The sequence below is a fragment of the Chitinivorax sp. B genome, from assembly GCF_005503445.1.
In the GTDB taxonomy this organism is placed as follows: Bacteria; Pseudomonadota; Gammaproteobacteria; order Burkholderiales; family SCOH01; genus Chitinivorax.
On record NZ_SCOH01000020.1, the window covers coordinates 63,385 to 88,355 of the forward strand.

Annotated in this window: 21 protein-coding genes; 20 read left to right on the top strand and 1 reads right to left on the bottom strand. The window is 52.7% G+C overall.

What is annotated here, in order from left to right:
• Positions 1 to 27 precede the first annotated feature (27 nt).
• From frr to FFS57_RS13615, 20 genes are all read left to right on the top strand, one after another.
• Positions 28 to 585 carry a ribosome recycling factor gene (gene frr, locus FFS57_RS13520; protein ID WP_137938338.1) on the top strand — a complete coding sequence of 186 codons (558 nt, stop codon included), beginning with the start codon at positions 28 to 30 and terminating at the stop codon, positions 583 to 585.
• A 5-nt stretch (positions 586 to 590) separates the two neighbouring features.
• A complete protein-coding gene (gene uppS, locus FFS57_RS13525) occupies positions 591 to 1,343 on the top strand; it encodes an undecaprenyl pyrophosphate synthase (protein ID WP_137938339.1) in 753 nt (250 codons plus the stop codon).
• Positions 1,336 to 2,148, top strand: a complete 813-nt coding sequence (locus FFS57_RS13530; RefSeq protein WP_137938340.1) for a phosphatidate cytidylyltransferase — start codon at positions 1,336 to 1,338, stop codon at positions 2,146 to 2,148. Before uppS ends, FFS57_RS13530 begins: the two co-directional genes overlap by 8 nt.
• 13 nt (positions 2,149 to 2,161) lie before the next feature.
• Positions 2,162 to 3,349, top strand: coding sequence for a 1-deoxy-D-xylulose-5-phosphate reductoisomerase (gene ispC / locus FFS57_RS13535; protein WP_137938341.1), 1,188 nt, complete (start codon positions 2,162 to 2,164; stop codon positions 3,347 to 3,349).
• A 65-nt stretch (positions 3,350 to 3,414) separates the two neighbouring features.
• Entirely contained in the window at positions 3,415 to 4,773 is a 1,359-nt protein-coding gene (gene rseP, locus FFS57_RS13540) for an RIP metalloprotease RseP (RefSeq protein ID WP_137938342.1), read from the top strand.
• A gap of 5 nt (positions 4,774 to 4,778) precedes the next feature.
• Positions 4,779 to 7,085, top strand: a complete 2,307-nt coding sequence (bamA, locus tag FFS57_RS13545; RefSeq protein WP_137938343.1) for an outer membrane protein assembly factor BamA — start codon at positions 4,779 to 4,781, stop codon at positions 7,083 to 7,085.
• Between the two features lie 20 nt (positions 7,086 to 7,105).
• Entirely contained in the window at positions 7,106 to 7,606 is a 501-nt protein-coding gene (locus FFS57_RS13550) for an OmpH/Skp family outer membrane protein (RefSeq protein WP_137938344.1), read from the top strand.
• Between the two features lie 121 nt (positions 7,607 to 7,727).
• Entirely contained in the window at positions 7,728 to 8,762 is a 1,035-nt protein-coding gene (gene lpxD, locus FFS57_RS13555) for a UDP-3-O-(3-hydroxymyristoyl)glucosamine N-acyltransferase (RefSeq protein WP_137938345.1), read from the top strand.
• 14 nt (positions 8,763 to 8,776) lie between these two features.
• Positions 8,777 to 9,214 (top strand): 3-hydroxyacyl-ACP dehydratase FabZ, encoded by a 438-nt coding sequence (gene fabZ / locus FFS57_RS13560; protein WP_137938367.1) that lies wholly within the window; start codon positions 8,777 to 8,779, stop codon positions 9,212 to 9,214.
• Complete coding sequence (gene lpxA, locus FFS57_RS13565) at positions 9,215 to 9,994, top strand: acyl-ACP--UDP-N-acetylglucosamine O-acyltransferase (protein WP_137938346.1); 780 nt, start codon at positions 9,215 to 9,217, stop codon at positions 9,992 to 9,994.
• Positions 9,995 to 11,170: a lipid-A-disaccharide synthase gene (gene lpxB / locus FFS57_RS13570; RefSeq protein ID WP_137938347.1), complete on the top strand. Its 1,176-nt coding sequence runs from the start codon at positions 9,995 to 9,997 to the stop codon at positions 11,168 to 11,170.
• Between the two features lie 10 nt (positions 11,171 to 11,180).
• Positions 11,181 to 11,768 carry a ribonuclease HII gene (gene rnhB, locus FFS57_RS13575; protein ID WP_137938348.1) on the top strand — a complete coding sequence of 196 codons (588 nt, stop codon included), beginning with the start codon at positions 11,181 to 11,183 and terminating at the stop codon, positions 11,766 to 11,768.
• Between the two features lie 291 nt (positions 11,769 to 12,059).
• On the top strand, positions 12,060 to 12,920 hold the full coding sequence (gene motA, locus FFS57_RS13580; RefSeq protein ID WP_137938349.1) for a flagellar motor stator protein MotA: 861 nt from the start codon (positions 12,060 to 12,062) through the stop codon (positions 12,918 to 12,920).
• 29 nt (positions 12,921 to 12,949) lie between these two features.
• On the top strand, positions 12,950 to 13,918 hold the full coding sequence (gene motB / locus FFS57_RS13585; RefSeq protein WP_137938350.1) for a flagellar motor protein MotB: 969 nt from the start codon (positions 12,950 to 12,952) through the stop codon (positions 13,916 to 13,918).
• Positions 13,899 to 14,708, top strand: a complete 810-nt coding sequence (locus FFS57_RS13590; protein ID WP_137938351.1) for a class I SAM-dependent methyltransferase — start codon at positions 13,899 to 13,901, stop codon at positions 14,706 to 14,708. Before motB ends, FFS57_RS13590 begins: the two co-directional genes overlap by 20 nt.
• A 3-nt stretch (positions 14,709 to 14,711) precedes the next feature.
• Entirely contained in the window at positions 14,712 to 16,184 is a 1,473-nt protein-coding gene (locus FFS57_RS13595) for an HDOD domain-containing protein (protein ID WP_137938352.1), read from the top strand.
• A 486-nt stretch (positions 16,185 to 16,670) separates the two neighbouring features.
• The gene (locus FFS57_RS13600; protein ID WP_137938353.1) at positions 16,671 to 18,374 is read left to right on the top strand and encodes a CocE/NonD family hydrolase; all 1,704 of its coding nucleotides are present in this window, start codon (positions 16,671 to 16,673) and stop codon (positions 18,372 to 18,374) included.
• Between the two features lie 130 nt (positions 18,375 to 18,504).
• Positions 18,505 to 19,278: a TrmH family RNA methyltransferase gene (locus FFS57_RS13605; RefSeq protein WP_137938354.1), complete on the top strand. Its 774-nt coding sequence runs from the start codon at positions 18,505 to 18,507 to the stop codon at positions 19,276 to 19,278.
• Positions 19,279 to 19,429: 151 nt separating this feature from the next.
• Positions 19,430 to 20,707: a cyclic di-GMP phosphodiesterase gene (locus FFS57_RS13610; RefSeq protein WP_137938355.1), complete on the top strand. Its 1,278-nt coding sequence runs from the start codon at positions 19,430 to 19,432 to the stop codon at positions 20,705 to 20,707.
• Positions 20,704 to 23,124, top strand: a complete 2,421-nt coding sequence (locus FFS57_RS13615) for a sensor domain-containing protein (protein WP_137938356.1) — start codon at positions 20,704 to 20,706, stop codon at positions 23,122 to 23,124. The genes FFS57_RS13610 and FFS57_RS13615 overlap by 4 nt, the downstream gene beginning before the upstream one ends.
• On the opposite strand, the gene FFS57_RS13620 is transcribed toward FFS57_RS13615, so the two are convergent.
• Positions 23,125 to 24,702 carry an alpha/beta hydrolase gene (locus tag FFS57_RS13620; RefSeq protein WP_171013928.1) on the bottom strand — a complete coding sequence of 526 codons (1,578 nt, stop codon included), beginning with the start codon at positions 24,700 to 24,702 and terminating at the stop codon, positions 23,125 to 23,127.
• Positions 24,703 to 24,971: the final 269 nt, after the last annotated feature.

The following is a 24,971-nucleotide window of genomic DNA, read 5'->3' on the forward strand; positions in this document are numbered from 1 at the left end:
CACGGTAATTAGAACAAGGAGATAGGCATGATTGCCGATATCAAAAAAAATGCCGAACAAAAGATGCAGAAATCGATTGAGGCGCTAAAGCACGATTTGGGTAAAGTCCGTACTGGTCGTGCTCATACAGGTCTGTTGGATCACATTACCATCGACTATTATGGCGCGCCAACACCGATCAACCAGCTTGCAAACATGTCATTGCTGGATGCGCGTACCATTGGGGTCACCCCATTTGAGAAGAAATTGGTGTCACAAATTGAAAAAGCGATTCGTGACTCTGACTTGGGTCTCAATCCTTCCTCTATGGGTGACGTTGTACGTGTGCCAATGCCAGCGCTGACAGAAGAACGCCGCAAAGATCTGATCAAAGTAGTTCGTGGTGAGGCGGAAGATGCTCGTGTGGCAGTGCGTAATGTTCGTCGTGATGCGAATGATCAGCTCAAGCGAGCGTTGAAAGACAAGGCAATTTCGGAAGATGATGAACGCCGTGCACAGGATGATGTACAAAAACTGACCGACAAGTATGTCGCGGAAGTCGACAAGCTGCTGGCGGCCAAAGAAGCTGACCTGATGGCGGTGTAAGTAACGTGTCAAGTTTTATCAGCTCAACATCGACCGTCCCTGAGATAGCCAAGGTACCCCGACACATCGCCATGATTATGGATGGCAATGGGCGTTGGGCTAAAAAGCGTTTTTTGCCACGCGTAGCTGGGCATCGAAAAGGTCTGGAGACTGTGCGTGAAATGGTTCGGGCCTGCATCGACCTGAAGGTTGATTACCTGACCTTGTTCGCGTTTTCCAGTGAAAACTGGCGCCGCCCAGCCGATGAGGTTTCATTTCTGATGCAGTTGTTCATTCGTGCCATGCAGCGTGAAGTGGCGCGGATGTCTGATAATAATATCCGCCTCAAGATAGTTGGTCGCCTTGATCGTTTTGAGCCGCAACTGGTCGAGCTGATTGAGGCCTCACAAAAGTATACGGAAAATAATACTGGCCTGACACTGACTATCGCAGCGGATTATGGTGGTCGTTGGGATATCTTGCAGGCAACCAATGAATTGATCAAATCACGAGGTGCAGACGTCGGAGTGGTGTCAGAGGAAGCATTGGCCCCCTTTTTGGCGATGGCCTATGCACCTGAACCGGATTTGTTTATTAGAACGGGCGGCGAGCAGCGAATCAGTAATTTCCTGCTTTGGCAGCTAGCCTATGCTGAATTGTATTTCACTGATGTTTTGTGGCCGGATTTCGATACTGTGGCCTTGAAGCAAGCCATTGCCTCCTACCAGTCCCGCGAGCGGCGTTTTGGCCGCACCAGCGAACAACTTGTCAATGCTTAAAACCCGAATTCTGACCGCACTGGTGCTGTTGCCCATTGTCCTGCTTGCGGTATTCAAGCTGCAGGGCTTGGCATGGGCTATTTTCGCGTTGCTTATCTGTGCGTTAGGCAGTTGGGAGTGGGCTAGGCTGTGTGGTTGGCAAAGTGGTCGCACTACGATTTTTGTCTGCCTGACAGCAGTATTAGGTGGATTGGGCTGTGTGGCCTTGCCGCAATTAGCTGTAATACAGCTTGCCATGATGATCCCAATATTGTTTTTTTGGTGCTTGATAGCGCCTGCTTGGTTACATTTCAAGTGGCCCTTGGCCAGGTTGAAATCAGCCGGCATTGTTGGTTGGCTAGTGTTGATGGGTAGCTGGTTGGCGATGGTGCGGTGGCACGAGCAAACGAATGGACACTGGTTGCTGTTGGCAGTATTGATGATCGCGTGGGTTGCGGATACCTCGGCTTATTTTGCGGGTAAAGCATTTGGCAAGCGAAAGTTAGCGCCTTCGATCAGTCCAGGTAAGAGCTGGGAGGGTGTAATGGGCGCTTATATAGGTGTTACGCTTTACGGCGTGATATTGGCTAATACCCCGATTGGTCCACAATTTGGCGGTTATGCCATGATTCCGGCTATTTGGTTGTTGACGGCGCTTTCGGTCGTGGGGGATTTGCTGGAGTCGCTGTTCAAGCGTCAGGCCGGCTTGAAAGATAGCAGCAATTTGTTACCTGGGCACGGTGGCATATTGGATCGTATTGATAGTCAGCTTGCGGTATTGCCAGTGAGTAGTGCTTTGCTGATACTGGTATCGATGTTGCAATAGGTCGGGGTAATTCATGTCTGTTATACAACGACTCACTGTGTTGGGTTCCACTGGAACGATTGGTGTCAATACACTGGATGTTGTCGCGCGGCATCCTGATCGGTTTGAAGTGACCGCGTTGACTGCCAATTCCAATGTGGATCGTATGGTTGATCAGTGTCTGGTCTTCAGACCTCGTTATGCAGCCATGCTGGATGAGTCCGCTGCCCTAGTATTGCGTGAGCGCTTGGCAGCATTGGACAGTTCAACGGAAGTACTGGCGGGTGCTGCGGCTCAGGAAACCTTGGCCTCGCTGCCGGAGGTCGATGTTGTAATGGCTGCAATTGTCGGCGCTGCGGGGCTTGGGCCAACAATGGCGGCTGCGCGTGCTGGCAAGCGGATTCTGTTGGCGAACAAAGAAACACTGGTCATGGCCGGCCGCTTGTTCATGGATGCAGTCAATGCACATCGGGCTACTTTGTTGCCAATTGATAGTGAGCACAATGCCATTTTTCAGGCTATGCCGTCAGGTTATAATGGCAACCTTGGTACAGCTGGTGTTGATCGAATCCTTCTCACGGCCTCTGGTGGTCCATTCCGATGTACACCAGCCAGTGAATTGGTGACCGTGACGCCAGAGCAGGCCTGTGCACATCCGAATTGGGTCATGGGGCGAAAGATATCGGTCGATTCTGCCACCATGATGAATAAGGGATTGGAAGTCATCGAAGCGCACTGGTTGTTTAATGCGCCGCCAGAGCGTATTGAGGTAGTGATTCATCCGCAGAGCGTGATTCATTCGCTTGTTTCATACGTGGATGGTTCAGTGTTGGCGCAATTGGGTAACCCTGATATGCGTACACCAATTGCCTATGCCTTGGCTTACCCGGAGCGAATTGGGGCTGGGGTTGCACCGCTTGATTTGGCAGCCATTGCAACCCTGCAATTCGAGCGTCCGGATCTTACTCGTTTTCCTTGCCTCAAACTGGCTTTTGATGCATTGCATCAAGGTGGGACTGCGGCAGCGATATTGAACGCTGCCAATGAAGTGGCGGTTGCTGCTTTTCTTGATCACGCCTTGCGGTTTGATTGCATTGCGCCAGTTGTCGAGCAGGTGATGCAACGAGTGGATTGCCCAGACGTATCATCCATTGACGATTTGTTACAAATTGATACAGTTGCGCGTACTTTGGCGAAAGAAACAGTGCGCCAGTTTGCTTGAGTAGCGAACCAAACTACCGTAATCTGACCCAATCACCTTTCAGTTGTTGAACAACGGGTCTCCACATGCAATTTCTTCAAACCTTGCTGGCGTTTATCGTCGTGCTGGGTATCCTGATTACTTTTCACGAATTTGGCCATTACTGGGTTGCGCGAAAGTGCGGCATCAAGGTACTGCGTTTTTGCATTGGTTTTGGCAAACCTATTTGGTCATTCCGTCGCGGTGAAGATCAGACGGAGTGGGCGATTGCTGCCATCCCGCTGGGAGGGTACGTCAAGATGCTGGATGAGCGGGAGGGGCCCGTTGCTGCATATGAGCTCGATCGCGCCTTTAATCGTCAGCCTGTATTGAAGCGGATTCTGGTTGTCGCGGCGGGACCTGTCGCCAATTTATTGCTTGCGGTGGTGCTGTTCTGGGGCCTGTTCATGGTGGGCGTGCCTGAGTTCAAGCCGGTCTTGGGTGATGTTCCATTGAATACGCCCGCAGCCAGCGCGGGATTCAAGATGGGTGAGGAGATTGTCACCATCAACGGCGAGTCAGTCGAGACGTGGCAGGATGTCCGATTGGCGGTTATGAATAAGGCCGTGGATCGTGCAGAAGTGACATTTGAGGTACGTACCGCTCAGCATGGTCGAGTGATGCGCGTGCTGGATTTTTCCAGTTTTGGTAAGACTGATCTCGACAAGGATGTCATGCAGTTGGTCGGGTTGTCTCTGGTGCGTCATACCACGGTCTTAGGTTTGATTGACCCAAAGGGTGAGGCTGCAAAAGCAGGGCTTAAAGTGGGTGATCGTATCGTGCAGATGGGTGATCAGCAGCTTAAATCTTGGGATCAATTAGTGATACGAGTTCGCCAAAGTCCTGCGGAACCGATCTTGGTTTCATTTGTCCGAAACGGCGAGGTGCGACAGACCACATTGGTTCCTGTCGCCACGCTTGAGAAAGGTGTGGTGGTTGGCAAGATTGGTGTTGCCCCGGAGCCTGACCGTCAAGCCATGAAGACACTGTTTGTCGAAGTCAGCTATGGCCCCGTCGAAGCATTCAGTCGTGCATTAAGTAAAACTGGCAATAATGTTGTCATGAGCTTGCGGATGTTCTGGAAGATGCTGACGGGCGAGCTATCTGTCAAGAATCTCAGTGGGCCTGTCACCATAGCGGATTATGCTGGTCAGGCTGCGCGTATGGGCTTGAATACCTTCATTGAATTTTTGGCTTGGGTGAGTATCAGCCTGGGTGTCTTGAATTTGCTTCCCATTCCCTTATTGGACGGCGGGCATTTGATGTATTATACCGCCGAGCTTATCAGGGGCCGCCCGGTCTCGGACAGCGTAGTCGAAACTGGCCAGCGGGTTGGCATGGCACTATTGCTCAGTATGATGCTCCTCGCTTTTTATAACGACATCAACCGCTTGTTCGCGGGCTAAATCTAATGAGAATAAAGACCCTTGCGCTGGCTGTTGCCGCGCTTTTTGCCGGCAGTGCCCACGCTATCGAGCCTTTTGTCATCAAAGAAATCCGTGTCGAAGGGGTACAGCGTACCGAGCCTGGTACGGTATTCAATTATCTGCCGGTCAAGGTGGGTGACAAATTGGATGATGAGAAGGCCGCTGCTTCGATCAAAGCCCTGTTTGCAACAGGTTTTTTTCAAGATGTCAGATTAGAGGCTGATAACGATATATTGATCGTCGACGTCGACGAGCGACCTACCATATTCCAGATCAATATTGAGGGCTCCAAGGATTTCGACAAAGACCAGCTCAAAAAGGCATTGAAGGACAATGGCTTGGCTGAGTCTCGGATTTTCGACCGTTCCTTACTGGATCAGGCTGTTCAGGAGCTGAAGCGCCAATACTTTGGCCGAGGCAAGTATTCGGTGGAAATCAAACCTACGGTCACGCCACTGGAGCGTAATCGGGTCGCCATTAATTTTGACATCTCGGAAGGGGTGGTGGCCACCATCAGCCAAATCAACGTTGTTGGCAACCAGACCTTCAAGGAAAGTGAGCTGCTGGATTTGTTCTCGCAATCCACAGGTGGTTGGCTGTCTTGGTTTACCAAAGATAATCAGTATTCCAAACAGAAATTGTCGGGGGATTTGGAGAATCTGCGCAGCTTCTATCTGAACCGCGGGTATCTTGAATTCAATGTGGATTCTACGGTGGTGTCGATCAGCCCAGACAAGAAGAAAATCTATATTACCGTGAATATTACGGAAGGTCGCAAATATACCGTCAGTGACATACGGGTAGGAGGCGACCTACTGGTGTCGGAGGAAGAGGTTCGCAAACTGATTCGGATCAAGCCAGGTGATGTGTTCTCGCGCGAGCAGGTCAACGAGAGCACGACAGCTATTAGCGAACGGCTCGGCAACGATGGTTACGCATTTGCCAATGTCAATGCGGTGCCGGAGTTGGATCGCGAAAAACAGACCGTCGCATTTACCTTCTTTTTGGATCCAGGACGTCGGGTCTATGTGCGGAATATCAACATTACGGGTAATACCAAGACACGAGATGAAGTGGTTCGCCGCGAGATGCGCCAGATTGAAGGTGCATGGTACAACGGTGCAAAAATCCGTCGTTCGAAGGAGCGCGTTGACCTGCTTGGCTATTTCGAAGACACCAACATCGAGACCCCGCAGGTGCCAGATAGCCCAGATCAGGTTGATGTCAACGTCACCGTCAAGGAGAAACCTACCGGTAACGTCATGGCGGGTGTGGGCTATGCGCGAGGCTCTGGCGTGACCTTCCAGGCATCGATCTCACAGTCGAACATATTTGGTAGCGGTAAATACTTGGCATTGGGTTTCAATACCAGCAAAGCCAGTAAATTGTATTCGCTGTCTTATGTTGATCCCTATTACACGCCTGATGGTGTGAGTCGTGGCTTTGATCTGTATTACCGCAAAACAGATCCTAATCAGTTGTCTTTGGGGCAGTACAATACGGCAGGTGCTGGCGGTAGTATGCGTTTCGGTTTGCCGTTGACTGAATACGATACCTTGAATTTCAGTGTTGGTATTGATCGCAGCGAACTGACCCTGCTGTCAGGCGCTTCTCAGCGATATGTGGATTTCGTCAATCAGTTTGGTTCACGCTATATTACATTGCCACTGACTGCCAGCTGGGTACGAGATGGACGTGACAGTGCGCTGTACCCGACGCGTGGGGCATTGCATCGGATTGAAGCTTTGTATGCCATGCCGGGTGGCGACCTGAAGTATTACACGCTCAGTGCTCAGAATCAGTGGTTCTATCCATTGAGCAAGACCTTCACTTTCATGCTGAATACCGAAGTGGGGTACGCTGACGGTTACGCCAATAAACCGTTGCCATTCTTCAAGAATTTGTATGCCGGCGGTATCGGTTCGGTCCGGGGTTATGCCAATGGTACATTGGGCCCCAAGCTTTGCCTGACCAATGAAACGAAGGAAACCGGTTGTACCGGGGATCCAGAAGGTGGTAACCGTAAGTTCCTGACCAATGCCGAGATTTTGTTCCCGATCCCGGGGATGAAAGGTGACAAGTCGGCGCGGTTGAGCGTGTTCGCTGATGCGGGCACAGTTTGGGCGGCTGGGCAGAAGTTCTCGTTTGGCGATATGCGTTATTCCGCAGGTATTGGCTTGGCGTGGGTTTCACCGGTCGGGCCGCTCAAGTTCAGTGTGGCGAAGCCCTTCAATCCCAAGGATAATGACAAGGTCGAGCGCTTCCAATTCCAGCTTGGTACACTATTCTGATCTATTGATTTGCAGGGAGAATGAAATTGAAGAAACGTGTTGTGTTGGCCGGTGCGGTGGCCTTGTTGCTGACGGGGTGGGTTGCAGCAGAGACCAAGATCGGATTTGTGAACACCGAGCGTATTTTCCGCGAAGCAGCGCCAGCCCAGCGAGCCCAGAAACAACTTGAAAAAGAGTTTGCACCGCGCGTTCAGGAACTACAGGACATGGCCAAAAAGGTTCGGGATATGCAATCGTCACTGGACAAGGATGGCCTGACCATGAAGGAATCAGATCGACGCAACAAGGAGCGTGATCTAGAGAATCTGAATCGTGATTTTCAGCGTAAACAGCGCGAGTTCCGCGAAGATCAGAATATGCGATCCAGTCAGGAGATGGCGGCTATTCAGGAGCGTGCCAATCGAGTGATCCAGCAGATTGCAGAAAATGAAAAGTATGACCTGATCCTGCAGGAAGCGGTGTATATGAGTCCGCGTATTGATATTACCGATAAGGTATTGAAAGCATTGGGCGACAAGTAAACGTCGTTTGCGTGATCGGGATAGTCATTGGCCAGCTTCGACTTGCCCTGTGATCCCCAGTCAATTGTGTCATTCAAAACGCCGGTTAAGCCGGCGTTTGATTTCTTACAAAGTCATCACCATGCATACCTCCACGTTTCGTCTCAGCGAGCTGGTTGCCCGATTTGGCGGCGAGCTGATCGGTGACGATATTGTCATTTCATATGTTGCGCCTTTGGATGGCGCAGGCGTTGGCGCCCTGTCTTTTTTAGCTAATCCCAAGTATCGGAATCAACTTGCAGACACACAAGCTGAAGCAGTCATTGTGCCTGCAGCGGCGAAAGATGCTACTGATCGACCACGTATCGTCGCAAAGGATCCCTATTTGTACTTTGCACAGGTATCGTCCTTACTCAATCCGCCGCAACGCTTGGCTGTTGGTGTACATCCATCGGCGATGGTAGCTGCGTCTGCACAACTCGGCGTCAATGTGGCGATTGCGGCAAATGCTGTAGTAGGTGAGGGTGTGGTGCTGGGTGATAACACCGAGATTTTCGCGGGTGCAGTGATTGGCGATGGGGTGATCATTGGTGCTGGTAGCCGTGTTTACGGCAACGTGACTATCTATCATGGATGTGTGCTTGGCAAGCGTTGTACCGTGCACAGTGGCGCGGTCATTGGCGCCGATGGCTTTGGTCTGGCTTGGACAGGTCAGGATTGGTTCAAGATTCCACAAATTGGTCGGGTGGTCATCGGCGACGATGTGGAAGTCGGGGCAAACACCACTATCGACCGTGGCGCCATGGCCGATACCATCATCGAGGATGGGGCCAAACTGGACAACCAGATTCAGATTGCACACAACTGTGTCATCGGTAAGCACACAGCCATTGCCGGATGTGTGGGTATTGCCGGATCCACCCGTATCGGTGCGTATTGTACCGTGGGTGGTGCTGCCATGTTTGTTGGGCATATCGAGATCTGTGACAAGGTCCACATCGCGGGCGGTACGCTGGTTAGCAAATCGATTACCAAACCGGGCGCCTATGCCGGTAACTATCCGATGGCACCGCGTGATGAATGGCTGAAGAACGCGGCCCATATTCGCCATCTGGACGCACTGGCAACGCGTGTCAAAGCGCTGGAACGCCAGTTATCCAATAAGAACGAGGAATGACATCAATGAGCAGCATGGACATCAATGAAATCATGAAGGCTTTGCCGCACCGCTACCCGTTTTTGTTAGTGGACCGTGTGCTGGAGTGTGAAGCTGGCAAGCGTGTGGTGGCGTTGAAAAACGTAACCATCAACGAACCTTTCTTTACCGGGCATTTCCCCGAGTTGCCCGTGATGCCCGGTGTACTGATCATTGAGGCATTGGCCCAGGCGGCTGGCCTACTGGCTTATCAAACAGTTGGGCAGGAAAAGCAGCGCAACACTATCTATTATTTCGCTGGTATCGACAACGCACGTTTCAAGGTGCCTGTATCGGCGGGAGATCAACTGATTCTTGAGGTTGACCTAGTCCGTCAGGCGCGTAATGTCTGGAAGTTTTCCGCTAAAGCCAAAGTGGGTGAGCAGCTTGCAGCTGAGGCGGATATCATGGTGGCAGGTAGGGAAGTCTGTTAAATGAGCATGTTGATCCATCCAACCGCGATTATCGAGCCAGGCGCCCAATTGGGAGCCGGAGTCAAGGTCGGTGCCTATAGCGTGATTGGTGCCAATGTATCGATTGGTGATGGGACTGAGATTGGTCCGCATGTGGTTATTGAAGGCCACACCAGCATTGGTCGTGACAATCATATTTTCCAGTTTGCTTCGTTGGGTGCGGCTCCGCAGGATAAGAAATATGCAGGCGAGCCCACACGCCTGGAAATCGGTGACCGAAATACCATTCGTGAATTCTGTACTTTCAATCTGGGTACGGTGCAGGATGCCGGAGCAACCCGCATCGGTTCTGACAACTGGATCATGGCCTACGTGCACATTGCCCATGACTGTCAGATCGGCGACAAAACCATTCTTGCCAACAACACGACCTTGGCGGGGCATGTGCATGTGGGTGACTGGGTATTTCTGGGCGGGTTTACCAGTGTGCACCAGTTCTGCAAGATTGGTGTGCATGCCATGACAGCCTTTACCTCGGCTGTGACTCAGGATGTGCCACCCTATGTGACGGCTGCAGGCAACCGTGCTGCACCACATGGCATCAATTCTGAAGGATTGAAGCGCCGGGGATTTTCGTCTGATGCCATCATGGCGATCAAACGTGCGTATAAGGTGTTGTACCGTCAGGGCTTGTCGCTTGACGAGGCAAAAGTGCAGTTGGCCACCATGGCACAAGCAGAGCCTGCCGTTCAATTGTTCCTTGATTTTATTGCCGGGTCTGATCGCGGCATCATCCGCTAAATGCCTGAAATACTTTTTTCTCCTTCGGCGCGAATCAAAATTGCCTTGGTGGCTGGTGAAGCTTCGGGCGATTTACTCGGTTCGCACTTGATCCGGGCCTTGAAGGCCCGCTTTCCACAAGCAGAGTTTGTCGGTATCGGTGGGCCCAAAATGCAGGGGGTTGGGCTTAAAAGCATGTTCTCGATGGAAACACTGGCTGTGAACGGCTATGTGGAAGTCCTGAAGAACCTGCGTGCCATTCTGCGCATTCGCCGAGACCTGACTGAGATGTTGCTCGCTGATCGGCCACACGCTTTCATAGGTATTGACGCACCAGACTTCAATCTGGGCCTGGAACGTAAGCTGAAAGCGGCGGGTGTGACGACCATTCACTATGTCAGCCCTTCAATCTGGGCATGGCGGGGCGAGCGCATCAAAAAGATCAAGCACTGCGTATCCCACATGTTGGCGTTGTTTCCGATGGAGCCACAGCTATACCAGCAGGAGGGGATTCCAGTCAGTTATGTTGGCCACCCGCTGGCGGATGAAATGCCGTTGGTGCCTGATCAGGTTGCCATGCGCGAACAGTTGGATATTCCGCTGGCCAGCAAGGTGGTCGCATTGCTACCTGGCAGTCGACAAAGTGAAGTGGCTGCGCTGGCTGCAACTTTCATTGAAACAGCCAAAGTATTGGCTGGGCAATTACCAGGCGTGCTGTTTCTGGTACCACTGGTCAGTCGAGAAACCCGTGCCCAGTTTGAGATGATGCTTTATCGTCTGCAAGCTCAGGAACTCCCGTTGCGTGTGATGTTCGGTCATGCCCACGATGCATTGATTGCCGCTGATGTGGTGTTGGTGGCGTCAGGTACTGCAACGTTGGAAACTGCTTTGTTGAAGCGGCCGATGGTTATCACCTACAAAGTGTCGTCATTGACTTACAAGTTGATGTGGAACCGTAAGTACCTGCCTTACATCGGCTTGCCGAACGTGCTGGCGGGTGATTTCATCGTGCCGGAAATTCTGCAGGATGATGCAACCCCCGCCAATCTGGCACAGGCATTATTGAACATGATCGATCACCAGCGAGTGACGGATCGATTACAGCAACGCTTTACTGACATTCACCTGCAATTGCGCCAAAACACCGCAGAACGGGCTGCGGAGGCGATTGCGCATTACCTGCCGCCTGCCGGCTAAGGAACAGTCCATGTTGATTTGTGGTGTTGACGAAGCGGGACGTGGCCCCTTGGCTGGGGCTGTGTATGCGGCGGCTGTGGTCTTGGGGCCTGATCATGGCATTTCGGGCCTGGCAGACTCCAAGAAACTGACCGAAGCCAAGCGCGACACACTGGCCGTGATCATCAAAGCCCAAGCTATGGCTTGGGCCATCGCCAAAGCCGAGGTGGCTGAGATCGATCAGTTGAACATTCTGCATGCCACCATGCTAGCCATGCAGCGGGCAGTGCAGGCACTATCGCTGAAATTGACCCCGGATGAAGTGCAGATTGACGGCAATCGCGTACCTAAACTGGCACTGCCAGCACGAGCCATCGTCAAGGGGGATGCCTTGGTCGCAGAGATTTCAGCTGCTTCCATTCTGGCCAAGACCGCCCGGGATGCAGAGTGTCTGGTGTTGCATCAGGCGTATCCGGAATATGGATTTGACCGCCACAAAGGGTACCCGACCCAGGAGCACATGACAGCATTGCAGGCCCATGGGGCCAGCCCGGTACATCGGCGTAGCTTTGCGCCCGTCAAGGCGGTACTGGGGCAGTCTCAAGGTTCGCTGTTTTAAGGTGCTGGAACATTGATCGTCGCCATCTCGCAATACACGCCGTTTCCGGGGCGGTGGCGAATGGCGTTCTTGGTATCAGCTTCATTCCTGTCTGATTGACCGGGTATGTGCATTTGCGCCTGCCATTACCCGGCCATCGATACAGCCGAGTAGTTTCGAGTCCCCGTAATTTGGCTCTGGATAACGATTTCCGGCTGGACAAGCGCCCTCCAATGGTTTAATCATAAAAACTGATGCGCCACGTTTGTAGCTGGCATCATGCCAGCTCGGATTCAGAAGGAAAGCACTGACATGTTTGTGATCATTGGTTATGTGGTGGCCTGCGCCATGATTTTTGGTGGTTATGCAGCTGCCGGCGGTCACCTTGTTGCGCTGTGGCAACCGCTGGAAGTCGTCATGATTTTCGGTGGGGCCTTTGGTGCGTTTATTGTGGCGTATGGTGGCAAGCCCCTGAAATTGACCCTCAAGGCCTTACCCAAGGTTTTCAAGGGCTCTCCATATAACAAGGCGTTCTATATGGATTTGTTCGCCTTGCATTTCGAGCTGTTGTCAAAGGTACGCAAGGAAGGCCTGATGTCGATCGAAGGGGATGTCGAAAACCCTGAGAGCAGCCCGATTTTTTCCAAATATGCTTCCATCGTGCATGACCATCATGTAGTCGAGTTCATAGCGGATTACCTGCGTTTGATGGTAGGTGGCAATCTGAACGCATTCGAGATTGAAAACCTGATGGATATCGAGATTGAAGGGCATCACCATGAAGAATTGGAGCCAGCCCATGCCGTGACAACGCTGGCCGATGGTTTACCTGCATTTGGTATCGTGGCGGCAGTGATGGGGGTGGTTCACACCATGGAAAACGTCGGCTTGCCACCGGCCGAGTTGGGTATTCTGATTGCCCATGCGCTGGTCGGGACCTTCCTCGGCATCTTGTTGGCATATGGCTTTGTAGGTCCCTTGGCTAAAGTACTGGAGATCAAGGCGAACGAATCGACCCGCGTTTACCAGACCATCAAGACCGTGTTGCTGGCCAGCCTTAATGGTTACGCACCACAGGTTGCAGTGGAGTTCGGCCGGAAAGCCATGGATGGCTCAGATCGGCCCAGCTTCAAAGAGCTGGAAGACCACGTCAAGAGTACCAAGGGCAAATAAGTTGCAATGAACCAAGATAGGATTGATTGATGAGCGATGATTCCCAACGGCCGATTATCGTCAAGAAAATCAAAAAAGGTGGCGGTGGCCACCATGGCGGTGCCTGGAAGATTGCCTATGCTGATTTTGTGACCGCCATGATGGCATTCTTCTTGTTGATGTGGCTGCTGGGCTCCACATCCAAAGGGGATTTGAAAGGCATTGCTGATTACTTCAAGAATCCGCTCAAGGTTGCCATGTCGGGCGGTTCCGGCTCTGGCGATGCAACCAGTCTGGTACCTGGGGGCGGGGAAGATTTAAGCCGGTCTGCGGGTCAAGTCAAACGAGGTGATTTGCCTCGCCATCGGGCGTTGAATGTCAATATCGACCGCGCCAAGCGTGAAGCACAAATGTTGCAAGACTTGAAGCAACGTGTCGAAAAAATGGTCGAGAAGAACGATTCACTCAAGCAATTCAAGAATCAGTTGCTGATTGACATGACGGCAGAAGGCTTGCGTATCCAGATCGTGGATGAGAAGAACCGGCCGATGTTCGATTCCGGTTCTGCGGAGATGAAGCCCTACGCACGGGCTATTTTGCGCGAAATTGCAAATTTATTGAATGAGGTACCCAATCGCATCAGCTTATCCGGCCATACCGATGCAACCCCGTTTTCTGGTGGTGAACGGGGTTACAGCAACTGGGAGTTATCGGCCGATCGAAGTAACGCCTCCCGCCGGGAATTGATTGCAGGGGGCATCAAGGATGACAAGATTATCCGTGTCGTTGGATTGGCTGCTGCCACGCCATTTGATACGGAAGACCTGTTCAACCCAATTAATCGTCGTATCAGCATCACCGTGCTGAATGCCGAAACCGAACAGAATATTATCCGTGAGAGTGGCAAAGCGATTGAAGCCAAGGATTTTGTCGAAGTCAACGAGCCAGACAGAGCCGGGGAACCTCCGGCCGCCAACGATTCCAAAGCACCTGCGGCCAGTGACAAGCCCAATCCCTAAGCCAATGTTGACCAGTCTGCAGCGTTTGGCTTGGTGGGGACGATGGCCCGTCAGTGTGCAAGCCGTGATGTTGCAATTGGCCGTGGCACCGATGACGTGGCTGATCGTATGGGTAATGGGCAGTATCGGTGTTCCATTATCCTGGTGGCAGGTGACCGTGTTACAAGGGGCAGGTGCTGCCTTGTTCAGCAGGCTCGTGGGGTTGCCAGTCTGGTGGTGGTGGATTCAGGCGGGGTTCTGGCCATTGCTGTTACTGGCGTTGCAGTGGCAATTGCCAGTGTGGGTGCCAGCATTGCTGTTTGCGCTGATATTGGCGATATACGGTGGCGGTATTGGTAGTAGGGTACCTTTGTTTTTGACCAGCCGTAAAACGTGCAGCCATTTGGCGACAGTGTTGCCTGCTGACGCTGAGCTGCGTTTTCTGGATGTGGGTGCCGGTTTGGGTGGGGTGCTCGGGTATGTACAAGCCCGACGACCTGGGTGGCACTGTGAAGGTATTGAACGGGCCTGGCTGCCATGGTTGATCGGTAAGTTGCGATTGTGGGTAGGGCGGTCTGCTGCAGTATGGCAGCACGGTGATTTCAACCGGTTGGACTGGTCGAATTACGACATTGTGTATGCCTATTTATCGCCAGCGCCAATGGCACAGATATGGCGCAAAGTGGAGGCAGAAATGCGCCCTGGCAGCATCTTCATCAGTAATAGTTTCGACATACCCGGTGTTACCCCTGATCAGGTGGTCGAGACGGGTGATTGGAATCATGCTCGCCTGCTGATCTGGTATCGCTGAATCATGGCAGGGACACTCAATGTCACAGGCTGGCTGACACGCTGGCATACCGTGGCAACTCCGGTGATGGCGGGGTCGATTGTTGCGATCGCAAAACTGCGTGAATCCCTGGATAGTGTCTCCCCCAATCAGCTGGCCAGGATTGCCGTACGTGATCCCCTGTTGGCTGCACATTTGCTGCGTGCGGTGAACAATCGGCGGCGCAATGGTGTGGCATCGGATGTGATCAGCCTTGAAGCTGCCGTGACTTTATTGGGTAGCCGTCGTTTTGTCGAACAAATGGGGCAACTACCCACGATTGAGCAACGGTATGGCCAACAACCTGCCGCGTTGGCCTTGGTCGTGCAGCAAATATTGCGTTGCAGGTTGGCAGCTGGCTTTGCGTTTGACTGGTCGGTAGCACGGCTGGATGTAAAGCCGGAAGAGGTTGAAGTGGCCGCGTTGTTGCACAACCTGTCTGGTTGCCTGATGCTGCATCATGAGATGGCCATCCATAAGGGTTGGGTTCCCTGGTTTGATTCCCCCTTGGATCAACCGCAGTTACAACAAGAGAAGCTGGGTTGTACGATGGAAGCGCTGAACCAGGCCTTGTTGGCGCGGTGGTCGATGCCTGCCTTGTTGATGGAGTTGAATGATACCTCTCATAGTGGCAACCCACGGGCCAGTCTGGTCAGATTGGCCGGCCAGCTGGCCCGTCGTATCGAATCTGGTTGGCATCACCCGCAATTACTCGATGATGTGGCAACAGTGGCGGGCATGTTGCGTATTGAGCCAGATCAAGCCTTACAACGAATCGAGCGTGTCGTCCTGACAATGGCGCGCGAATGGCCTTACGCAATGTGCCCGACACCAGCGGCCTGGTTACCCATGTTGCCCGGCGCGTGGCCTTCTGCTGTGAAGGTGGCTGCGCCACGTTCGGATGTATCACCAGCCTCATTGGCAGCGTCATCATTGAAACCATCCAAGGTCGTGTACGACGAAGTGGTCAGGCAGATCCGATCACATCTGGATTGTACCTTGACCTTTAATGAAATGATGGGGTTGGTGATTCGTGGCATGCATGATGGCATCGGTCTGACCCGCATCGTTTTTGCCTTGATGGTAGGAGGGCAGCAGCGCATCAAAGCCCGCTATGTCATTGGTGCCACCAACAGCGAGCCATTGGCTCGGTTTGCATTTGAGTTGGATCAACCACACTTGCTGACCAAGTTGATGCAAAAAACAGCCGGTGTCTGGATTTCGTCTGCCAATCAAGCACAGCTGGAATCAATGCTGCCATCCACCATGCGTGAATGTATTGGCATGGGGGACTTTTTTGCCATGTCCATCTTCGTGCACGATAAGCCTGTCGGATTGCTGTACGCGGATCGTCGTTCCACGACCAATACCCTTGATGAAGCCAGCTATCAGGCTTTCAAACAACTGGCCATGCTGGCTGGTGAAGGTTTGGGGCATCTCGCGGCCAAATCTGGCTGATCTTCCTGAAGACCGTTCTTGTTTTTGCTGGTCGCACCTGATCAGGCTACAGGCGCTGTCCGCTGTCCTCGCTTGCACAACGTCAATTCTTGTTTTTACACGATACACAATGCGGCTGAGTGCCATTCATCAAGCTCGGTGAAGCGGTTCTGGTTAGGCATGCCAATGAAGACCGTACTAAGGAGTGGCAGGTTTGGTTGTCGGCACTAAGCCCCTCTTCACAGAGATTATGAGCAGTTAGTTTGGTGATCTGCTTGATTCGCGTAAATTATTTGTCATGCAATTTTTGATGCGTGGCACGTATCAGCTGGTGATATTTCATGCAACATGCATCATCCATTTGACAGTGTTACCCAACCGCATTAAGGTGTAGTGTAATAACTCTATTTCTGTCAGTGCGGGCGTCAGACCTGCCGGCAGACTCAATGCTGTGTTTGTGCATTGATCTTTGGCACCGTGCCCCAATCAAAAACAGGAGGAGACATCATGCAATGGCGCACCGCCGTGGCGGGGCTTGGCCTCGCCTTATTTTTTGGTCAAGTTCAGGCTATGGTCAGCTGTCAGCCGGTCAAACCCGGCGAAGTCTTTGTCAGTCCGATCACCAACCCACGCAAAATTTCACCTGTTGATGGCACCTGCTGGGTGAATCAACTGTCATTGACCACTTATGATGGTGCAAAGCTCACGGCCAACGTGTTTCTGCCGCGTATCACGCATGCAGCCCAACGCTTTCCGGCGGTGGTCATGATCAACAGCTGGGCACTGGCTGATTTTGAGTACCTGGGTCAGGCTGCTCGTCTGGCGCGTGATGGCTATGTGGTGTATAGCTATTCCACGAGGGGTTTCTGGCAGTCGGAGGGCCAGGTGGAAGTGGCAGGCCCGCAGGATATCCGTGATGTATCGACCGCGCTGGATTGGCTGCAATCCAATGTACCGGTGGATATGAATAATGTTGGCATCAGTGGTATTTCGTACGGTTCCGGCATTTCATTGATTGCGTTGGCACAGGAGCCACGCCTGAAAACGGCTGCGGCCTTGTCTACTTGGGGGAATCTGGAAGACGAGTTGTATCCGGCTGAAACACCCAATCAGACCTGGGCCGATATTCTGGTGCATTCCGGCAAGCTGACTGGGCGTCTGAATCCCATTGTCCCGCAATATGCTGCAGCATTGCGTGACCCGGCTACTACCAAGTCAAAAATAGATGAAATCCGTATCTGGGCGCGTATCCGTTCACCTTTGCAATATGTGCCGATGCTGAACTCGCGCCAGGCGCCCGTATTCATCAGCAAGAATTTTCAAGACGACATGTTCACGCCCAACTCGTCACTGGAGATGTTTCGGCGGCTGACTGGGCCGAAGAAGTTACTGGTGAATCAGGGTGTTCACGCCATTCCGGAGGTACCAGGGGCGCTACTGGGTGTCGACAATTATATTTATAATCAAGCTCACCGCTGGTTCAACTATTGGCTGAAAGGCGAGCAGAATGGCGTTGTGGACGAACCCAAGGTGACGATGGAGGTCAAGTTCAGTCGGGTTCGCGAATCACTTGATACCTATCCCGCCAGCAATATGATTGATCGTAACTATTACCTGGCCCCTCGGGCTGGCGTACGTTGGGACTGGGGGTGCTGGTGCATGAAAGGGGGGGCTGGCGAATTGAATGATCAGCCCAATCAGGTGGTGGCAGATGACTGGATCGACAATAAATTTGACACCACCGCCACCAGTGGGCTGATTCCCGTGTTTTCCACCCTGGCCGAGTCAATCAATATTCCGGTCGTGACCTGGTTACCTTCAGTATTGCGAGGACAAGGCGTTCGATACGAAGGCCCGTGGCTGAATGAGGCATTGAAGTTGCGAGGCATCCCCAAACTCCATGTAAAGCTCAAACCATCTCAGCCACAAGCCCAGTTGGTGGCCTATTTGTATGATCTTGATGCACTGGGGTGGGGGACGTTGATCACTCACGGTGTCCGCACCATGCGGGATGCAGTGCCCGGGCAGGTCATGGATTTTCCGATTGAGTTCTCTGCTACTGCCTATGATGTACCGGCGGGTCACCGAGTCGCAGTGGTGGTGGATACGCGCGACAGTCTCTACACCCACCCTTCAAACGGCTACCTGGATATGCGGCTGATGTTTGGTGGCGGTGATCAATCCGTCCTGACGTTACCCAGCTTACGTTAGGTGTGGGCTTGCTTGCTGATTGACTGGGTAGGTCGGATGGGCCGGATGGTTGCCGGCCCATTTCTTTGATGCGGTTGATGCAATTGACCGGGCAGGGGACAATACGTACCCGCAAGTCTCTGCCGCCATCATGGAACTCATTTCTTCCCGCCAGAACAATCACGTCAAACATCTCGTCAAGCTACATGAATCCACCCGTGAACGGCGCAAAGCCAGGCAGACCTTGCTGGAAGGGATTCATCTGGTACAAAGCTGGTGTCAGGCAGGGGCAGCACTGCAGTGGCTGATCGCTGCTGAATCAGCGTTAAGCCATCCCGAAATTGCACCGTTGTGGCAGCAACGGGTCGACAGGCATCTGTTGCTGGCTGATGGATTGTTTGGACAGCTGTTCGATATACAGCCTGCTGTGGGGATTGTGGCGGTGATCGCTATCCCGCTACCTGCAATTCAACCTGCCCGCACGGTGTTGTTGCTGGATGATGTACAAGACCCGCTCAATGTGGGGGGTATTTTGCGCACCGCTGCGGCTGCAGGTGTTGAGCAGGTGTACTTGTCTAAGCATTGTGCAGATGCCTGGTCACCGCGTGTCCTGCGCGGTGCAATGGGAGGGCATCTGGTACTCACCATTCATGAGCAGGCTGACTTGATGCAGACGGCACGTCAATTCGATGGCCAGGTCGTGGCGACGTCATTGGAAGACAGTCAATCCCTTTATGAGACAGACCTGACTGGTTCGGTAGCGTGGATTCTGGGTAATGAAGGTGCCGGTATATCTGCGGATTTGCAAGCTACAGCAACCACCCGGATCCGGATTCCGATGCCCGGTGCAGTCGAGTCATTGAATGTTGCTGCTGCAGCGGCTGTGTGTCTGTTTGAGCAAGCACGTCAGCGATCTCTGGCGTAGTCTGTAAACACAAAGGTTGATACACCTTGTACCCTGCTTTACAAACGGATTGATTTAATTGTGATGTACTGCCAAGGACGCGGTTGAATGCGCCTTAGGTGTGAGATCAAGTGCTATAAACAGTACATATCAACCTAATTGATCTGCATGGATGAGTGACGCTCAAATCCAATTGATTGAGGTGTCGCGCTTGCGCGTTGGCCTGTATATCCATCTTGATCTGGGATGGATGGAGCACCCTTTTTCTTTGAATAGTTTCAAGATCCGCAATCAGGAACAGATCGATATTCTGCGTTCGCTTGGTGTGGCACGAGTCCGGTATTCGCCGGACAAGAGTGATTGCTTGCCAGCACCGGATGAGCTGGATATTGATGTGACCACGAAAGCGCCATCGTGGGAGGCGATTTCACCTGCCATGCAGGCCAAGCAGCGGCGGCGTGAATTACTTGCCAATCAGCGTGCAAGTCTGCAGCAATGTGAGCGACAGTTTGGAGAGGCCACCAAGGTCTTCAAACAGGTGCTGAAAACAGTACATGCTCAGCCCGCCAATGCAGCCAAACTGGCTGATGCCATGATGGATGGCTTCATTGGGGACATGCTGGGGGATCGTGAGGCCGCCATTCGGCTGCTATCGGAAAAGTCTGGGGAGGAAAGTTCCTTACACGCCATCAATGTGGTGGTCATTTCGTTATTGCTTGCCAAGGTAGTGGGCATGGTTGGTAATGAGCTGCGTGACCTCGGGTTGGGGGCCATGCTGCATGATGTCGGCAAGATCGAATTGCCCGACCGCTTGCGCTGGAAGGATGATCACTTCACCCCAGCCGAACGTCAGCTGTACCAGGCCCATGTCAATCACGGGGTGGAGCTGGCCCGCAAGATGGGATTATCAACGGGTGCGGTGTTGGTCATCGGCCAACATCATGAATGTGTGGATGGCAGTGGCTATCCACTGCATTTGCCGGGTACCAAACAGACGATGGCGTCACGTATTGTGGCGTTGGTCAATCAATATGACAATTTGTGCAACCCAGCCAATCCGGCCATGTCAATGACCCCGCATGAAGCGTTGTCTGTCATGTTTGCCCAGATGAAAGCACATTTCGATGTGACGTTGATGGCTGCCTTCATTCGCATGATGGGTGTCTATCCACCTGGGTCCGTCGTGCAGCTCAATGACGAACGTTTTGCTTTGGTGGTTTCCGTGAACTCTGCCCGACCATTGAAGCCACGTGTGATTATCCATGATAGTGAGGTACCGAAGGATGAAGCCATTGTCGTGGATTTGGAGCAGGAGCCCGATTTGGGCATTCAGCGCAGCCTGAAGCCGATGCAATTGCCGAAAGCGACTTACGATTACCTGTCACCACGTAAACGGATGTGCTACTTCTTCGAGCGGGCTCGCGAGGCCACGGGTGAGGGTGGGGAATGAGTCAAGCCAACTGGCAACCTTTGATTGAAGGCATGCTGGAGGCAGTCTGGTTGGTTGATCCGTTGGATTTCCGGATTGTGTGTGCCAATCGTGCTGCCGAGCGTTTGTTGGGGGCTCATGCCGGCGGCTTGCAAGGGCGACCGGTGGTGGAGTTGGCTTCTACCCCCGAGGATTTGTTTTTTTGGGAGGATGTGGCGGCAGGATTATCTGACCATATTTGCTCAGAAACATTGCTGAAACGTACCGATGGCTCAACCATTCAGGTCGAGCGGCGGGTAACACGCGTCAAATTGGGTGCAGAAGGGCCACTTTATGTGGTGTCGATCCGGGATTTTTCGGACCAGCGACGGGTGGAAAGTGAGCTGGAAAAGCTGCTGGCAGAACTGCGTGCCACACTTGAATCAACAGCTGATGGCATTTTGGTGGCGGACCTTGACGGAGCCATTCGTGGTTATAACCAGCGCTTTGCCGAACTGTGGACCTTGCCCGACGAATTGCTGACCAAGCGAGATGACGCATCTGTGTATGCTTGGATGGATCAGCTGGTCATGGATGATGAAGGTTATGCAGCACGATTGCGAGCCATTTCCAATTCGCCATTGCTGGAGGCCACCGATATGGTGGTGCTGCGCACCGGACGTGTACTGGAACGCGTGACCTTGCCTCAGTATGCACGTGGTCGGCCGATTGGCCGTGTGTATTCCTTTCGCGATATCTCAAAACGGTTGGCTGATCAGATGCGGCTGCAATTGGCTGCCAAGGTATTCGAGGCCAGCCTGGATGCCATTTTTGTCACCGATGCCAATTTCATGATCGTGGCAGCCAACCCAAGCTGTGAGCGTCTGACGGGATATACCCATGACGAGCTGATGGGGATGGTGCCATGTGCCATTGTGGCAGAGCAGGGTGACGTGATTCTACAGGCACAAAAGACGCACCTGGAGCGTGAAGGTTATTGGGAAGGGGAGGTCTGGAATCGCCGCAAGAGCGGTAGTTCCTATCCATGTCTGGTGTCGATGGTTCGGGTACTGGATGATCAGGATCAACCCATCAACTATGTTGGTTTCTTCAAGGATCTGACCGAATCGCTGGCTGCCAAGCGCAAGATTGAGGAGCTGGCATATACCGATGCACTGACTGGCTTACCTAACCGGTTGATGATGACTGAACGGGCTGAATATTCGATCAATCTGGCGCGACGGAACGGGAGTCAGCTGGCGGTGCTGTTCTTGGATCTCGATCGATTCAAGCACATCAACGATTCGCTCGGACACTTGTTTGGCGATCGGGTGTTGGTGGAAGTCGCCGAGCGCCTGAAGGCTTGTATCCGGCAGATTGATACGGCTGCCCGATTGGGCGGGGATGAGTTTGTCCTGTTGTTGAATCAGGTCGATGGCCGAACTGCAGAAATCACTGCCCGGCGGGTGCTGGAATCGCTGAATCGACCGATCACGCTGGATAGCATGAATTTTACCGTGACTTGCAGTATTGGTATTGCCATCTTTCCGGATGATGGCGATTCGCTCGACGATTTGATCAAAAACGCGGACAGTGCAATGTATCACGTCAAGGAGCGTGGCCGTGCTGATTTCCGTTTCTACCAGCGGCAAATGAATATTGGGCTGCTATCGCGCATGAAGCTGGATCACGCAATGCGGGTCGCCCTGGATGCCAATGCTTTCCATTTGTATTTTCAGCCCCAGCTTGATCTGGCCACCAATCAACTGATCGGTACGGAAGCGTTGATCCGCTGGACTGACGAGGAGCTCGGGGAGGTCGCACCGAGTCGTTTCATCCCCGTGGCGGAGGAAAGTGGACTGATCGTACAAATCGGTCACTGGGTCATGACACAGGCTGTAGAACAAGCAGCCCGCTGGTGGCGTAAGGGACTGAAGCTTCCGGTATCGGTCAATGTTTCGGCATTGCAGTTCCAGCAGTCGGATTTTGTGGATGATCTGGCGCGTGCCCTGGGTACGGCAGGTTTACCACCGGAATGGCTGGAGCTGGAGTTGACTGAATCCATCCTGATCCTGGATGTAGAGGATGCCATGCGTCGTTTGCAATGCCTGCACGAGCTTGGGGTTCGCCTGGCCATTGATGACTTTGGTACGGGGTACTCCAGCTTAGCTTATCTGAAAAGATTTCCCATCCATAAACTGAAAATCGATCGGTCTTTCATCAATGGTCTGCCAGAAGATGAAAGCGATGTGGCCATTGTGCGCGCTATCATCAATCTTTCCAAGGCGCTCAAGCTGAAAGTGATTGCTGAAGGGGTGGAAACTACAGTCCAACGTGATTTTCTGGCAAGAGAGGGGTGTGGGGAGTTCCAGGGTTTTCTTTGCTCGCCAGCCTTGCCTGCAGCCGATTTCGAACAGTTTCTATATCAAAGGCTGGCGTTGACCGTGGCAACTACATAGCTAGGGCCGGGTGGCTTCTACTGCCAAGGTATTGCGGGCAAGCATCGAGATATTCGGTTGTAGCACCCCAGCATCAACCAGAAAGTGTTCGACCTGTGGTAACCAAAGTGGAACATTGTGATCATGCACAAAAAATTGGTGTCCATCGGATGAACTGGGGGGCAGGGCCACAAATTGAGCGTTGCCACCTGCACGACGATATTGTTGGTACATGGATTGTGCAACATCAGGCGGGAAGAGTCGGTCGTTTTCCGAATAGAACCAAAGTGACGGCGTATGGGCCTCGTGACCAAACCGTGATATCGCGCTATACAGTGATTGGGGCCAGCAGGGCGCCAAGCCGCCATGCAGACGCAATCCGCCTGAAAAATTGATGACAGCCCGCACACCCGTGTATGCCTGCGAAGCATAGGCCAAAGAGGCCAAGCCACCGGCAGACTGCCCCATCAGCACCACCCGCTGGCGATCTACATAAGATTGTGACTGGAAATAGCTGACCACCTGATGGATATCACGGGCATCGATCAGGCTTGCTGTGTCAATATCGCAACTTGCCGGCGGTACCTTACCCCCGGATCTGCCAAAACCACGTCGCATGGGGACGGCCACAGCAAAACCACGTTCCACCAATGCCGTGATTTGTGCCATTGGGCGCCAACGCTTCTGTTCCCGCATCATGGTCTCGATATCAGCGGGTTTGCCATGGTTGAGGACGATCAGCGGGAAAGGGCCCAGCCCATCGGGACGGAAAACCGTTGTCTCAATGCTGGCGTGGTCTGGCCTGTGCTCTGCGGGGACCTGGACAACATGCTCGTTCATAACGCCGAATAGTGCTGGATCAGTACTGGTATCGTCGGTAGGCTTTCTGCCTTCCAGCCAGTTGACAATGGTCTCGGCAACATTGCGCTGTCGACCATTGAAAGCATGGAGCCCGTCATTTGCACACGCTTGATGACGGGAGGCCGGTTGACCGCCATTGATACGAGCCATGTCAAAGCGATAGGTGTTGGCTATCTGTACCGCCTCATAAAACGAGGCATAGTTGCAGGTATCGTCTTGATGATGGACCAGTAGAACGGGTGACGTGACATGCGAAAAATCAAAACTACGCAGATTGTCGAAATCACCACCCAAGAGCATGGCGCCATTGATCTCTTGCCTAAGATCGCGAGCAGCATGCATGACTGATACCGCCGCACTATCTGATCCTGCCAGCCAGATGGGGGTTGTTGCAAAGCGCCGGTGAAGATCTGCCAGCATGGCAGCCATATCCTGCCGATGTTCGAGGGATCGGCGGAAATCCACTGAGAGCGATGGTTGGTCGGCCGGCTTGTCGAGGACTGCAATCGCATAGCCATGACGCTTGAAGTAGTCGGCCTGGGTAACAAACAAAATGGCATTGGCCTCATGCACTACCTTGCCATTGACTCGCTGCAGGTTAATCGCGCCAGCGCCGCGCGGTATCACAGCGATCACACCTTTGATGGGTTGCCGTAATGGCCTATCCAGCAGATAGGCCAGTTCAATCGGTTGTTCTTGGAATAAGGAACGTGAGGTGACGTATTCAATCGACTGCATGGCTGCCGCCGGCGAAAGCATAAGGTGGAGACATATTGCCAGTATGGCCAGGAAGCGGGTGCGAAGGCGCCCCATACAACGTATCTCCTTTTTACACATCCTGCAGCTTGACCGTGGCATAAAAAATCACGTCATTTGCATGGCGTGACGGATAGGTACTTGTAGGGTGGGCTGCAACGCGTTAACAGACCGGCCCAATAACAAGATACAAGCGAATGCAAAATCAATTGTTTATCAATTTTTCAATATTAGCAATAACTAATTTATAT

What these genes read in the sequence shown, in the direction of transcription:
- frr (WP_137938338.1), top strand. Translation starts at nt 28, where the DNA reads ATGATTGCCGATATCAAAAAAAATGCCGAACAAAAGATGCAGAAATCG.
- FFS57_RS13530 (WP_137938340.1), top strand. Translation starts at nt 1,336, where the DNA reads ATGCTTAAAACCCGAATTCTGACCGCACTGGTGCTGTTGCCCATTGTC.
- ispC (WP_137938341.1), top strand. Translation starts at nt 2,162, where the DNA reads ATGTCTGTTATACAACGACTCACTGTGTTGGGTTCCACTGGAACGATT.
- rseP (WP_137938342.1), top strand. Translation starts at nt 3,415, where the DNA reads ATGCAATTTCTTCAAACCTTGCTGGCGTTTATCGTCGTGCTGGGTATC.
- bamA (WP_137938343.1), top strand. Translation starts at nt 4,779, where the DNA reads ATGAGAATAAAGACCCTTGCGCTGGCTGTTGCCGCGCTTTTTGCCGGC.
- FFS57_RS13550 (WP_137938344.1), top strand. Translation starts at nt 7,106, where the DNA reads ATGAAATTGAAGAAACGTGTTGTGTTGGCCGGTGCGGTGGCCTTGTTG.
- lpxD (WP_137938345.1), top strand. Translation starts at nt 7,728, where the DNA reads ATGCATACCTCCACGTTTCGTCTCAGCGAGCTGGTTGCCCGATTTGGC.
- fabZ (WP_137938367.1), top strand. Translation starts at nt 8,777, where the DNA reads ATGGACATCAATGAAATCATGAAGGCTTTGCCGCACCGCTACCCGTTT.
- lpxA (WP_137938346.1), top strand. Translation starts at nt 9,215, where the DNA reads ATGAGCATGTTGATCCATCCAACCGCGATTATCGAGCCAGGCGCCCAA.
- lpxB (WP_137938347.1), top strand. Translation starts at nt 9,995, where the DNA reads ATGCCTGAAATACTTTTTTCTCCTTCGGCGCGAATCAAAATTGCCTTG.
- rnhB (WP_137938348.1), top strand. Translation starts at nt 11,181, where the DNA reads ATGTTGATTTGTGGTGTTGACGAAGCGGGACGTGGCCCCTTGGCTGGG.
- motA (WP_137938349.1), top strand. Translation starts at nt 12,060, where the DNA reads ATGTTTGTGATCATTGGTTATGTGGTGGCCTGCGCCATGATTTTTGGT.
- motB (WP_137938350.1), top strand. Translation starts at nt 12,950, where the DNA reads ATGAGCGATGATTCCCAACGGCCGATTATCGTCAAGAAAATCAAAAAA.
- FFS57_RS13595 (WP_137938352.1), top strand. Translation starts at nt 14,712, where the DNA reads ATGGCAGGGACACTCAATGTCACAGGCTGGCTGACACGCTGGCATACC.
- FFS57_RS13600 (WP_137938353.1), top strand. Translation starts at nt 16,671, where the DNA reads ATGCAATGGCGCACCGCCGTGGCGGGGCTTGGCCTCGCCTTATTTTTT.
- FFS57_RS13605 (WP_137938354.1), top strand. Translation starts at nt 18,505, where the DNA reads ATGGAACTCATTTCTTCCCGCCAGAACAATCACGTCAAACATCTCGTC.
- FFS57_RS13610 (WP_137938355.1), top strand. Translation starts at nt 19,430, where the DNA reads ATGAGTGACGCTCAAATCCAATTGATTGAGGTGTCGCGCTTGCGCGTT.
- FFS57_RS13615 (WP_137938356.1), top strand. Translation starts at nt 20,704, where the DNA reads ATGAGTCAAGCCAACTGGCAACCTTTGATTGAAGGCATGCTGGAGGCA.
- FFS57_RS13620 (WP_171013928.1), bottom strand. Translation starts at nt 24,702, where the DNA reads ATGCAGTCGATTGAATACGTCACCTCACGTTCCTTATTCCAAGAACAA.